An 11,596-nucleotide genomic window follows, 5' to 3' on the forward strand; every position below is an offset into this window, starting at 1 on the left:
AATGAGCTAGCAAGATCTGATAAGGGTCTTCAACTAAACGCTGAGGGTGAGACTGTAAAGCTTGATAGCTTAACAAATTTAGAGAACTCGCTTGACGAGAATGAGTTAAGAAAGCTTCGAAGAGTTCTAATGAGTAGGATATTTTCCGATAAGAACTTAATTATAAAACCTATCGAAAAGAACATAGTAAAAGGTTTTTTAGTACCTTACTCGAAGTGGTTAGAATTATTTCCTAAGGGATCAGATGTTGGATATGTTGAGGACTTTATACTAACGATTAATGACAATAAGATAAGTGTTTTTATCTCTGATGAAATAGATAAAGTGGTATTTGAAGGAGTCGATACTAGTAAAATAAAAGATAAAATACGTAAGTTAATTCCGCTCTACGAAAGTGAAGCATACGCATTGCAATGGAGTTTCTTTGAAAGTCTAGTGAATACTAACGTTGGAGGATTAATAGTTGAATTTAAGTCCAGAGAGATTAGAGATAAGGCATTAGAATTTGTAAATAATAGTATCACTGATATAAATAAGCAAATGGAAGCTATAGAGAATTTTATAGAGTTAAATAACATTAAAATATTAGACAAGGAGCGGGTAGGGAGATATTCAAGATTATTGAAAGTTCAAGTAAGTGATAATGTTATTATTTCGGTTATTTTAGTCAAAGCTACAGACTCTAATGAGATAGACGAAATAATAGAAGAAATTAGGGAGTCTAATGAAATCATTCACGGTTGTATTATTATTGATCTTGATACGGATCATACTAAACTCATGGAATTTTTAAATTCTTTAGCAATACCATTCGTTAAAATAGATTTGTCAACTCCTAAAAAAAGACAGTTATTATATTTGCTGTATTCAAAAATCTACGGTAATAGTAGAGTAAGGTTTGAGGCAATTGACTTAAGGTTAGGCGATGTCAAGAACTCTATAAATGTTATTATTTCTAAAATTTTAGGTAATATTAAAGTAAGAAAGTTACCAATTCCTAAAAATAAAAGGTTAATTCAATCAATTAATTGGCTGATATTTTATCCTAATAAGGAAGTGAGTAATGTAGAAGTGATTTTTGAGAAGGTAAATGAAATAGTTAATGAGAAGTTTAGAATTTACGGCAGTAAACAATTTCATTTGGAGGACATAGAGACTGCTGAAACATTCAAAGAAGATATAATCAACTACTTTGTATCTAACGACGTTCTAAAGACCATGGCTAACTACGTTGATTTTAGCAATTATCTAGGCGACTATGTAAATAACTTTTCTAAACTATTAGCCGGCTTTATGAGGCAAAAATTTAAAGATAATGCAGAAGATATGCTAGTTAACTATATTTTGTTTTTTGCAGATATTATAGATAAGAGGAAAGATATTAGTAAAGCGAATCCGCTAATTTTCTCTTATCAAATATTTAGCCCAGATACTAAAATAGGTCAGAATCCAACCTTAGACTTTCTAACTTATTTATCTATTGTTTCTGGAGAAGTTGCTAGGAATTTAGATTATTCTAAAGTATACGAGAAGCTGGTTGATCACGTTAAAAAAATAAGCGAAAAACTCAATAACCCATACTTAACCTATGGCTATTTCATTACAGCCAAGAGAAGAGGTGCAGGTATTAGAAGCTTAACTGAAATGAAAGAAGTTTTAGAAAGTTATAAGAGGGGATGCATTACTTATAAAGACGTTAGATTATGCTATTGCTATCTTTCATTATCTAAGGTTTATTTGGATTTGTTAAATCAAACTGAGGCTGCTGTAAATGAGGCAGAAAGAATAGTGAATGATATTGAAAATAAATTGGAAATAGTAATTAAAGCTACTAAATACATTAAGATAAATGAGGAAATAGACGAAGTTAAACAGATTAGAAATTTGATTGATTCAATAAAAACAAATTTTGAAAGATATATGGTCGAATTATCTAAAAAAGTTCAGCAAATAAATGAGAGCAAAGAGACTGAGCTATTTAAGAAACATCTAGATTACTTGATCAGTGCAATTAACTTAGAAGGAGATCTTAATCTATATTTACTATTGTTTAAGCTTATGAGTGAAACGTTAAAAGGCGTTAGAGTATCGATAGATGAGTTGAACGGAACCGTCGTGGAGAGAATAACTTCGTTAGCTAAGATAGGGGATGAGCTAAGAGATCTGGAAGTTTTGATAGGCGAATTGGAGAAGATTAGTCCCGAGTTACCGAGATTAAGGGATAGTATTGAAAAGAAGAGAGAGAAAATATCTCAACTCATTAGCGAAATACACGAGGTGATAAAGAGTCATGAAATTGCGTGAATTGATTAATGAGTTAACCGACTTAGAGCAGGAGTTGGACTTTGATAAATTAAAAGAAGAGGATTATCAATTAAGTAAGCTCATAGAACAGTTAGAAAAAAGTAAGGAATCTATTGAAAATTCCTTAAAGTTAGTTAAGGTTTTGGAAGATAAAAGCAAGGACATCGTTTCTAACGATTTCATTAAGGGTCTTAATGAGGTGAAAACATTGATTAGCGAAATATCTAATACCAACGATCCAACGAGAATAATAATATTAGCCTCTGATATTAAGAACAGATTAGAAATCTTAGAACGTGAAATAAACAATGAGCTGAACAGGCTAATAAGTGAGAAAATTAAAAATATTAACGAGATAAATAATAAATTGGGTATATTTGCTAGAGTATTAGTACAATTTTTAAGACTTCCTGTTGAAGTAAAGACGTTTCCGGTACCATCAGATAGGTCGATATCGAAATTAAGTGAGATTGAGAGACAAGCAATTAGATACTTAGAAGATATACGGAAACTTACTATTGAGCGAATAAACGAAAATAATGAGAATATTAGTTTAAGTCCATCAGAGCTCGATTTACTGTTAGAGCTACTAGAGAAAGGAGAAGTTAAAATAAATAGAAATAATCTAGAAAGTATATATAAAGTAATAAAGATATTAACGGAGAGGGGTATTACAATTCAGGTGAGATTTTGAATATAAATGATATTTTGGCTAAGATAAATGAAATGGCTAATAGAGATATAGAACAACTAAGTAAATTAAAGACTTTCGTTAATTTAATATATGATGACATAGTAAATGGTAGTACTGATATAAATATCAAATTTTTAGAAGCTAAAGATAACACGAACCACGTTGCTTGTAGTATTGACGGTAGTAAGTACGAAATTGAATTATCGGATATAACTTTAATTATCGCGAGGGCAGTGAGAATTATCGGACACTTAAAGGATAATAAAGGAATTCCATCAAGTATATTAGAAGATTTTAGAATAATAGAAAATTATTATGATAAAAATATCATTTCTAACAAGTCTATCTTATTTATGTTAAGTCTAGAAACTAGATTACTTGAGACATGTGAAGAGTGTGATGTTATTTTTCTTGATGGTCCTATTGTTGATCCACCTACTTACTATGAAGAGGATATAGATTTAGAGGGGATTATGAGCTTGGGTAAGCTGGCAATGTATAGATCTCTCCTCATAAAAAATCTATTGGATAACCGAAAGAAAATCTTTGGAATAGTTAAGAATTTCTCTCATAGAATTATGACGAAAAAGTTTATCAGTAATGGATTCAGTGTTTTGAGTAAAGCTAGAGAAAGTTACTTGGTAGGAAATATTATATATAGATTTAGATTGGAAAATAATGAATTTAGTAAGCCAGTCTTTCTAGGATGGATCAATTGGGATTTATTGATGGATCATAATAATACATTAGATGACTTAAAGGGAATTTCTAAAGCTTATGAAAATTATAAGAGAAATCTTGGAGACTTTTCAATATACTCGGCTTATTATCAGTATGATGCCAATTCCCCACTAGCAAGATTAGATGTGGTTTATAGATTAGAGCCTAAAATAGAGGATATAAAATATGTAAATACTTGGGCGATAGCGAGAACTGAAGAAATAACGTTACTAAATAAGTTAGCTGATGATTTTTCAGAAATTAAATTCAGTGAAGCTAGAAACTATGCCACATTATTTAAACTAATGAGAGATAATTATTTAGATGCCAAAGACAAGTTAATCGAATTAATGATGAAAAGTAAGATTTAAGGAATGATGAAGAATCCTAGTCCAGCTGAAGGGTTAAGATTGTTTAGTGTCAGCCTGTATCTTTTTAGATAATGTTGATAATGCCACTGATGTTCCTAATGTTGGATAAATTTCGTTACCTGCAGGTACTACAATTATCAGCCCACCCCTTTGAGAAATATCAGATAAGGTTTCAAGGAACCTTAATTGAAGAGCTGTAGGATTATCTCTATAGTATGTTGAAGCATCAGCCAATATACTAGCAGCTTGTCTTTCACCTTCACTTAATATAACTTTAGCTCTTCTCAGTCTCTCTGCTTCAGCTTGTTTAGCCATAGCTGTAAGAAGGTCTTGTGAGAGCCTTATATCCCTTATTGTTACTGCAGTTACTTTAATTCCCCAACCTTCAGTACTGATGTCTAATATTTCTTGAAGTTTTCTATTGATTTCTTCCCTCTTACTTAGCAGTTCGTCTAATTCCATCTGTCCTACTATATCCCTCAGTGAAGTTTGAGCTAGATTAAGCACAGCAACGTTATAATTATAAACACTTATTACAGCTTTTTGTGGATCTATTACTTTGTAATATACCACTGCGTCTACACTAACTGTAACATTATCCTTAGTCAATATAGTTTGTGGAGGTACTTCAACAGTATTAACTCTTAGGTCTACTACTAATGGTCTATCAACAAATGGTATTAGAAATATAATACCTGGCCCCTTTATCCTAAGAAATCTTCCTAATCTTAGTACTACTGCTCTTTCCCACTCCCTCACTACTCTGAAGGACATCGCTACAAATATTATTATTATTATGAACAAAAACACCAAACCTACAATTAAACCTATATCAATTGCCACTTTTTTACTCCCCAATATATAAACTATAATTTGAACCTTATTAATATTGCTGAAATTACCATACCAATTACGAAAGCTAAAATGTAGATTATGATATACATGTTAAATCCTATCTGATTATTTGTTTGTTTTGTAGTTGTTGTGGGGCTTTGTTTCGAAAGTACGGATTTAATTCCATTTTTAAATGAATTTTGAAATGATTTTAAAAAGTTTAATAATTGCTGATAATAAGTTTGTATCTTTGTGGTCAAGGAATTAAGTATTGGTGAGGAGTAATAATAGGCTGAAGACAGAGTATAGTTACCGGGAAAATAAACTTCGTAAAAAGAGTAATTTTCGTATGAAAATTCAGCAATACCGGAGGAATTAGTGATGGATTTAGCAGCGACTGAGGGAGGAAAACCTGTTTCAAGATATACCTCTTGATCTGGTATAGGTTCTCCATTAATGCTGATGTTAACGTATATTTTGTTCTCGGTTTGGTTAACTTTAATCTGGGGAGGAATAGGCCATAATATATTAGGAGTGTTTATACCCGGAGACTCAAAAGCGAGTGGTGAAAAGATGTTGCGTAAATATGTATTTACTTTTGTTCCATAAGCTGATTCGGCAGTATCAAATCCAATCGAGTATGCATTAGGGACTATTGTTAATGATTTGCCATTAAAATAGTATAGCTGGGTTGTAGCTGTTACATTCATGTATACCATACTACCTCCCCCCGGTCCACCCCATACTAGTTCCAAGTCATTTGGTAGCCCTAGAATGGAAAAACCTCCTATCTGAAATAGTCCGATTATAGGCAAGGTAAAATATATTCCTTTGTGGTTGTTTATATCATAACCGAATTGTAACGTAGAGTTAACTATGTCCATAAATAAGGAAATATGTAAAGGAAGACTTTCTTTAAAAGTAGGTCCTTGATAGTAGATTATTCCTAGACCTTGATACACTTCAGAATCGTTTAATGTTGTATTATAAAACGGGCCGCTTAAATTCCATACATTTACTATAAGTGTTAAGTAAAATGTATTGGAAGAAATTTGATGAAATAATATCACGTTTTGAGCCCAATATTTGCCTAATATCATTGCATTTAATTGTAGGGACGCGTTACCATTGGTCAAAAGCTGTCCTTGTAAATACGAATCTCCTATTTTCAAGCTAGTAATATTTATCTCCCCTTGAACAAAATTAGTATAAATTATCGTATTTATTGGAAAGCTGGATATGCCAGTAGGAAAGGAAAATATTAAGGCTTGTGATTGTACCGTTAAGGGAAGTAATAGCGAAAGCAATAGAATTATTATGAGAATAATCTTGTACATCAGAAATATATATTAATTATACTAATAAAAATTTGTGGCACACCCAGTAGCTATTACAATAATAATCATTGTTATTTTGATAGCTGTGCTTGTGATTACGGGTTATATTTCTGATCCAATAATTGACATTCCTTCGCTAGCCATCTTAGGATTTCTTACATATAGGGTAATTAATGTTGTAATTAAAACTAGAGGGAGAAATTTGTATTCTTATGAGGGAAAGATAGGCAAAGCATTAGAGGATATGAAGGTGGGAAAAGAGGGTTACGTTTTAGTAGAAGGAGAATATTGGCAGGCAATTGCACTGGAAGATATTAAAAAAGGTGAGGACATAGTTGTTGTTAAAAGGGAAGGATTAAAACTAATAGTGAAGAAGAGGGCGAGTAGAGTTGAGACAGATAGAGTATAGAGAATTAATAAATATGTTAAGACAAAGAGGTTGGGAAGTAAAGGAAAATCAAAACGAGATCTTAGCTATTTATTACCCACCCCCTATAGAAGAGGCTGGAGGTGAAAATTATGGTGAGGCATCTCAAAGATACTATTTGTTGAAGTTCATTAAAAATGGTGACTTAGCTTATCTTGATTCCGCCTTGCTCATAGAGGAAGATAAAGTTATAAGAGCTATGAGTAAAGATGAAGTTGAGCTTTGGTTAGAAAGTTTGATAGGTGGATAATTTATGTATATTTTTGTATACGGTAGCCTTAGGTATGGTTTTGAGTTACATCATATCATTTCCAAGTCTAGGTTTGTTGGTTTAGGATACATAGAAGGATACGATATGTATGATTTAGGTAGTTATCCAGGTATTATAAAAGGAGATGGTGTTGTATGGGGCGAAGTGTATGAGATAAATGATGAGTTAATTAAATTTCTTGATGAGGTAGAAGACTACAAGGGTTCTCCTGATGACTTATATACTAGGCAGAGAACTAGGGTTTTCTTCGATCAAAAGAGGAAATATTATATTGATAATGTATTTTTCTATAAGTATAATAGGGAAATAGTAGATAGGAAAGAGATAGAGTCTGGTGACTATTCTGCTTGGATAGGTATGCCTATAATAGTAAACTATTTTGCATACGCAGAGAACACAAATTTAAATGTTCTTCATTCAAGAGGGGTTGACTTAATTTTAAGTGAAATTCCTGCATACTCCCTAGGGTATAGGATGATATTCAATATCCCTTGTAAGTACGGTTATTGCGCAAATTTAGTTGAAGAGCCTAATGGAAAGATTTGTGGCTATTTGCAGAAGGTCTTCCTTCACACTCTAAATTCTTTAGATAGAGCTGAGCAACATTTGATAAAGTATATGAGAGAAGTTGTAAAGGTTTATGATAAAGAGGGGAAAGAGTATTTTGCTTATGCGTATATTTCAAGTCATAAGGAAGATGAAAGAGATCCAAGTAATGAATACGTAGAAATTATAAGAGAAGGTTTAAAGAGAGGTTGGGGTAATAGTTGTATTAGTACGGGTTTAGATAAGTACATATGATGAGCCTGGCATAACCTATTTGATGACGATCGAACTCGGTTCTGATTTTACTGTTTAAAAATTCTTATTAGCTATATTAACAATTAAATTAATTAGTGGGATGTTGAATCTTGATGAAGTATATAAACAATATAAGAACGGAAATTTAAATTACGCTCTTAAACTCGTAAATGAGATAATAGCTCAAAATCCTGAACTGAGAGAAGCTTATTCTATTAAAGGAAGAATTCTGATGGAGATGGGCAAATTAGATGAGGCTCTAGATAGTTTCATGAAAGCTAACGATAGTTTGGGAATAGCCAAAGTTCTAATAGCTAGAGGTCTTTATGCTGATGCACTACAATACCTTGAGAAAGGGGATTCTGACGAATTCAAAAAATTACGGGCATTAATATATTTAAGGCTTGAAGATTTCGATAAGGCATTCAATGAAGTGAAAGAAATAACGGGAAATGATGATCCCTTAATATATAAAATAAAAGGTATTTCTGAGTTTAAGTTAGGTAGATTCCTGGATGCTATAAGGGATCTTAGTAGAGCAATAGAGTATTATCCCATGGATGCCGAATTATATTTGTTTAGGGCTCTATCCCTCAAGGAATTGGGGGATTACAAGGAAGCGGAGAATGATTTACAAGTTGCTATTAATTTAAACCCGTATTATGCTGAAGTCTACTTTAATTTAGGTGAACTAAAAGAAAGAACCGGATCTTTACAAGATGCAGTTACGTTGTATTCTAAGGCTATTGCTTTGAACCCTAACTACAGAGGAGCATACGTGAGAAGAGCTAAAAGTTATATGAAATTAGGTATGGAAGAAGAAGCTATGAGCGATATTGAAAGGGTTAGAGAGCTTGACGGGTCTTAAGTTTAAATAAGATATACAAATATATATTAAACATGGAGTGCTCAACTAAGCAGTTCAGAGAGATAAGGGGTTTCACCTTTTTAGTTCCTAATTGTGACAAGAACTTTCTGCAAGAAAAATTTAGTTTATTTCGAAAATTAGCAAATGAGGAAAATAAGACATATATTATAAGGATAGCTGATTCAAATTACTTTAGGTTTGAAGTACTTATGCTACCTAATTCTTTGACCTTACTTACTATATCAACCGTAAGAGGAACCAATAATATAAATTTAAGAGACTTTGAGATGCTAGATGAATTGCAAACATTATCCTGCTGTGCTTGCGTAAAAGATGAACTAATTAATGTAACCTCAAACTTCTTGGGAACAGCACAATTAAGTGAAGCGGAGGTAGTAGACTTAATCAGTTCAGAGGAAGAATTTAAAGTAGATTTAGACTGCAGTAAGGTAACATGGAATGAGATAAAGATACCCGAACAAGTGGAAGGTAAATGGGTGACATCAGAGCTCGCTTATACTAACAGATTATATCTGAAAGCTTTAGTAGGTCAAGGGAAGTTTTTGACTATATCTACCGAAAGACCTCAAAACTCGATAAAATTTATTACAATTGATAGACTAAGAGCTTTATGTTGTTTCATTGCTCAATTAAAAAAGAAAATTGATGGATGTCAAAGTTTAAGAGAAGTATTAAACGGATACTTACAGGTGGAGGTTCCAAGAAAAAGGAAAAGAACATGAGTGAAGACGTAACTCCTATATATGCTTTAGGAAATTTTGTAATGGATAAATCAGGCACTGTTACTCAGTATACTTTTTTCTATTATTATGATAAAAACACATATTATGCTAGCTTAAGTAAAGAAATACTTAAGGAAGAGTTAAACGAGATTAGACGTAATATGCAGAGATTTTTGGACGAAGAACAAATCCTTATAAACGGTGTCAGAAGTTTAGCTAAGGTAATCAATATTGACCTTTTTCTTCTTGATATCGAACATCCGGTACTAGAATTTATAATTGTATTCAGAGGGAGGTTGAGAAAGGGAGTTAACGTTTATGAGAATTCTTATGAGGAAGAGGTCGCGGAATACCCTTATCAGGCTATTTGGAAATTACCAGGTAAAGTAATTCACGTAAATATGAATGGGAAAATTAGTATATTTAAAAATTTTTTAAAGATTAAGGTAGATAAGGGAACTAAAGTTGGAGGAGTAGAGATTATAAAGTTCCTTCTAAGATAACTTTTTATTTTTAATGTAGGGGATTTGAATTTTGTGAGAAAAAAGGAAGGTCTTATATATATAATCATTATAATATTACTGTCTACGATATCTGCAAGATCAGTAAATAACATGATCTCAACGACTATACCTCTATTATCTAAATATGAGTTAAGTATGAACGATGAAACTGTAGGGTTATTGTCTGCGTCATTCTCACTTGCTACATTAATAGCGACCAGCTTGATCAATGTTTTCTTACAGTCCTCTAAGAGGAGAATAGCTTTCATCCTATCATCTATATTAGTGATACCAATTCTAGTCTTGTTTTATATTTCAAATGCTGTTACGATATGGTTAGTGGTTCCTATTACCGGTATTTTATACGGGTTCATAATGCCAAACTTAGTTACGTTTGCTTCAATTTCAGGTTATGATAAGAAAAGTTCAGAGAGATTACTCAATATATACTCTACAAGTTTAAGTCTTAGTTTAATAATAGGTCCTATTTTAGAAACCTTGTTATTAAAAAGTTATACGTATAGAGATATATTTCTATTGTTCTTACCGTTATCTCTACCTTTGGCTTTCCTTTCAAGAACTGTGAAGTTCCCTGAGGTAAAAAATGAGGTGAAAGGATTCAATACTTTGAAGAATAAGAGTTTAATAGCAAGCATATTAGCAATAACTTCATATAACATACCCTTCGCCGTTATAACTACTTTTATAGCTATATATGCTAAGGAGCTGTTTAATCTATCTAGCTTTGAAGCTTACTCAGTGTTTATACCCTTTTTCACGTTGTCATTCATAACTAGGTTTTTGATGTCGATAAAACCATTCAGAGACCTAAGGAGACCATTACTCATTTCAATAATGGTGACTATTATTGGCATAATAGTGGTCTCGTTAGCTCCTAACTATACCATACTTCTAGTAGGAATGTTTATTTTGGGAATACCTCATGGTTCAATATTCCCCATATCCACAGTAATGATTAGTAGAGGAACAAATATTGCTGAAAGGAATTCAGCCAATTCTTTCTTCTTAGCATATAATAATGTACTTTTCACTATCTCACCTGCAATTTATGGATACTTGTTATATATCCTAGAATCAAATTACCGATTAGCCTTTATGACTTTACTATTACCAGTTATCGTATCTACCATATTACTTATTAAAGTAGCATGGAAGGATAAGGTAATGTTAGGATAACATTTTATAAATATCATCTATTTTAACGGCTAACTGATAATCTAAGTCCGTTAATCCTCCTTTTTCATGCGTTGAAAGTTCTATAAACACTTTATTATAGTATATACAAACATCTGGATGATGGTTAAGACCATCAGCTATGGGCTGTATTTCTTTCATAAAATCGATAGATTGCTTAAAGTTCTTAAATCTGAATTCTTTCTTAATTTTCTTTCTATCTTCAGTTAAATTCCAACCTGCTGATATAAGTTGACTAATTTCTCCTTCCGAGATTTCTCTCATGAATATGCTTTAACTGTTTCACGATTAAAAACCTTTATGATCCTAAAAAATCATTTAACCTCTGAAAGAAATCTTTTAACCAAGGTAATGACCAAAGGTATGAGTGCTATAGCGAAAGCTATTGCCAAACCCCATGACAATGCATAAATTATAGTAGTAACATTTCCAAATGGTTCCACGATAATTGCTATTGCTATCAGAAGTACAATTATGTAAAGAATAAGTCTCCCGTAATTAGCTATAT

Annotated in this window: 13 protein-coding genes and 1 pseudogene; 10 read left to right on the forward strand and 4 right to left on the reverse strand. The window is 32.1% G+C overall.

Annotation, left to right across the window (positions count from 1 at the left end; genetic code table 11):
• From DMP16_RS10935 to DMP16_RS05000, 3 genes are all read left to right on the forward strand, one after another.
• On the forward strand, positions 1-2,304 hold a 2,304-nt coding region (locus DMP16_RS10935; RefSeq protein ID WP_185957815.1), incomplete at its 5' end, for a hypothetical protein.
• Positions 2,291-2,998 (forward strand): hypothetical protein, encoded by a 708-nt coding sequence (locus DMP16_RS04995; protein ID WP_069283837.1) that lies wholly within the window; start codon positions 2,291-2,293, stop codon positions 2,996-2,998. The genes DMP16_RS10935 and DMP16_RS04995, both read left to right, overlap by 14 nt.
• Entirely contained in the window at positions 2,995-4,089 is a 1,095-nt protein-coding gene (locus DMP16_RS05000) for a DNA double-strand break repair nuclease NurA (RefSeq protein ID WP_069283838.1), read from the forward strand. The genes DMP16_RS04995 and DMP16_RS05000 overlap by 4 nt, the downstream gene beginning before the upstream one ends.
• A gap of 33 nt (positions 4,090-4,122) precedes the next feature.
• Here DMP16_RS05000 and DMP16_RS05005 read toward each other — a convergent pair whose 3' ends face one another.
• Entirely contained in the window at positions 4,123-4,932 is an 810-nt protein-coding gene (locus DMP16_RS05005) for a slipin family protein (protein WP_069284711.1), read from the reverse strand.
• 23 nt (positions 4,933-4,955) lie between these two features.
• Positions 4,956-6,260: a thermopsin family protease gene (locus tag DMP16_RS05010; protein ID WP_143576942.1), complete on the reverse strand. Its 1,305-nt coding sequence runs from the start codon at positions 6,258-6,260 to the stop codon at positions 4,956-4,958.
• Between the two features lie 34 nt (positions 6,261-6,294).
• Between DMP16_RS05010 and DMP16_RS05015 the strand changes: the two genes are divergently transcribed.
• The 7 genes from DMP16_RS05015 to DMP16_RS05045 all read left to right on the forward strand — a co-directional run bounded on the left by DMP16_RS05015 (position 6,295) and on the right by DMP16_RS05045 (position 11,070).
• Positions 6,295-6,669 (forward strand): NfeD family protein, encoded by a 375-nt coding sequence (locus DMP16_RS05015; RefSeq protein WP_143576943.1) that lies wholly within the window; start codon positions 6,295-6,297, stop codon positions 6,667-6,669.
• Positions 6,650-6,937, forward strand: coding sequence for a hypothetical protein (locus DMP16_RS05020; RefSeq protein WP_069283844.1), 288 nt, complete (start codon positions 6,650-6,652; stop codon positions 6,935-6,937). Before DMP16_RS05015 ends, DMP16_RS05020 begins: the two co-directional genes overlap by 20 nt.
• Positions 6,938-6,940: 3 nt before the next feature.
• Positions 6,941-7,759: a gamma-glutamylcyclotransferase gene (locus DMP16_RS05025; RefSeq protein ID WP_069283846.1), complete on the forward strand. Its 819-nt coding sequence runs from the start codon at positions 6,941-6,943 to the stop codon at positions 7,757-7,759.
• Positions 7,760-7,859: 100 nt separating this feature from the next.
• Positions 7,860-8,627, forward strand: a complete 768-nt coding sequence (locus tag DMP16_RS05030; RefSeq protein ID WP_069283848.1) for a tetratricopeptide repeat protein — start codon at positions 7,860-7,862, stop codon at positions 8,625-8,627.
• A gap of 32 nt (positions 8,628-8,659) precedes the next feature.
• Positions 8,660-9,370: a hypothetical protein gene (locus tag DMP16_RS05035; RefSeq protein WP_069283850.1), complete on the forward strand. Its 711-nt coding sequence runs from the start codon at positions 8,660-8,662 to the stop codon at positions 9,368-9,370.
• Positions 9,367-9,873, forward strand: a complete 507-nt coding sequence (locus DMP16_RS05040) for a hypothetical protein (RefSeq protein ID WP_069283852.1) — start codon at positions 9,367-9,369, stop codon at positions 9,871-9,873. Before DMP16_RS05035 ends, DMP16_RS05040 begins: the two co-directional genes overlap by 4 nt.
• Positions 9,874-9,906: 33 nt before the next feature.
• Positions 9,907-11,070, forward strand: coding sequence for an MFS transporter (locus DMP16_RS05045; protein WP_069283854.1), 1,164 nt, complete (start codon positions 9,907-9,909; stop codon positions 11,068-11,070).
• Here DMP16_RS05045 and DMP16_RS05050 read toward each other — a convergent pair.
• Together DMP16_RS05050 and DMP16_RS05055 are read right to left on the reverse strand one after the other, a co-directional pair.
• The gene (locus tag DMP16_RS05050; protein ID WP_069283856.1) at positions 11,062-11,352 is read right to left on the reverse strand and encodes a 4a-hydroxytetrahydrobiopterin dehydratase; all 291 of its coding nucleotides are present in this window, start codon (positions 11,350-11,352) and stop codon (positions 11,062-11,064) included. The genes DMP16_RS05045 and DMP16_RS05050 overlap by 9 nt on opposite strands.
• 50 nt (positions 11,353-11,402) lie before the next feature.
• Positions 11,403-11,596 (reverse strand): annotated as a pseudogene (locus DMP16_RS05055) (hypothetical protein); the annotation flags it as partial.

It is taken from the genome of Sulfolobus sp. B1, from assembly GCF_007050195.1.
Lineage (GTDB): Archaea > Thermoproteota > Thermoprotei_A > Sulfolobales > Sulfolobaceae > Saccharolobus.

Coding starts and splice junctions, on each gene's coding strand:
- DMP16_RS04995 (WP_069283837.1), top strand. CDS start 2,291: ATGAAATTGCGTGAATTGATTAATGAGTTAACCGACTTAGAGCAGGAG.
- DMP16_RS05010 (WP_143576942.1), bottom strand. CDS start 6,260: ATGTACAAGATTATTCTCATAATAATTCTATTGCTTTCGCTATTACTT.
- DMP16_RS05040 (WP_069283852.1), top strand. CDS start 9,367: ATGAGTGAAGACGTAACTCCTATATATGCTTTAGGAAATTTTGTAATG.
- DMP16_RS05030 (WP_069283848.1), top strand. CDS start 7,860: ATGTTGAATCTTGATGAAGTATATAAACAATATAAGAACGGAAATTTA.
- DMP16_RS05025 (WP_069283846.1), top strand. CDS start 6,941: ATGTATATTTTTGTATACGGTAGCCTTAGGTATGGTTTTGAGTTACAT.
- DMP16_RS05035 (WP_069283850.1), top strand. CDS start 8,660: ATGGAGTGCTCAACTAAGCAGTTCAGAGAGATAAGGGGTTTCACCTTT.
- DMP16_RS05050 (WP_069283856.1), bottom strand. CDS start 11,352: ATGAGAGAAATCTCGGAAGGAGAAATTAGTCAACTTATATCAGCAGGT.